Source organism: Aurantimonas sp. A3-2-R12 (assembly GCF_036016755.1).
GTDB classification, from domain to species: domain Bacteria; phylum Pseudomonadota; class Alphaproteobacteria; order Rhizobiales; family Rhizobiaceae; genus Aurantimonas; species Aurantimonas coralicida_A.
The window spans coordinates 1-638 of record NZ_JAYXIH010000147.1; the positions used below are offsets into that span (position 1 = coordinate 1).

At 59.9% G+C, this 638-nt stretch carries 1 protein-coding gene; it reads right to left on the reverse strand.

The genetic code is table 11. The annotated features are described in order from the left end of the window. Positions 1-409 precede the first annotated feature (409 nt). On the reverse strand, positions 410-638 hold a 229-nt coding region (locus VSX60_RS22475; RefSeq protein WP_327626453.1), incomplete at its 5' end, for a conjugal transfer protein TraD.

Here is a 638-nt window from a genome sequence, read left to right on the forward strand (position 1 = left end):
AGCGCTGCGAGAGCGAAAGCCAAAGTGTTCCAACCGTGTCCGTTGAAACAAAGAACAGAATTCGCGCTGTTCTGGAGGCGGAAGGTGTGGAATTCACCAATGGCGACCAGCCGGGCGTACGGTTGGCACGACGTTAAATTCTCCAGATTCGGATAGCGTTCCAAACAGGCGGCAAGGACATGCGCTATCGGACCCCGCGGCATTGCACTGAACTCGTACCAAACCTGATCGAACGAGGTCATGGAAGCTGGTGCGCGCGAGCTTGCCGGTGACACAGGCTCGTGTCGCCAGGACGGGTAAGCTGAAGGACCCGCGCCGCGACGCAGGCAACATCGACCAACGCTCCGATCGATGGGTCTCCGCGCCGCCCCGCCATCTGTCATGCCGATCCTGTAACAGAGCGAACATCCTAACCTGACCTGTTATTTGCGCGTTTCTGTTCCGCCGCGAACGCCGCTTTTCCCTTTTCGGCCCAGAGCGTTCGCGCTCGTCGTCCATCGTCGCTCTTGAGCTTGTCGGCCATCCAAAGCATCGCGCCGTAGATCATGGCGCGATCATCGCCGGTCAGGTCCGCAATGCCGGACTTGACGACGAGACCGCCGAGTTCAATCAGATGCCGCGTGCGTTTGCGGCGTTCG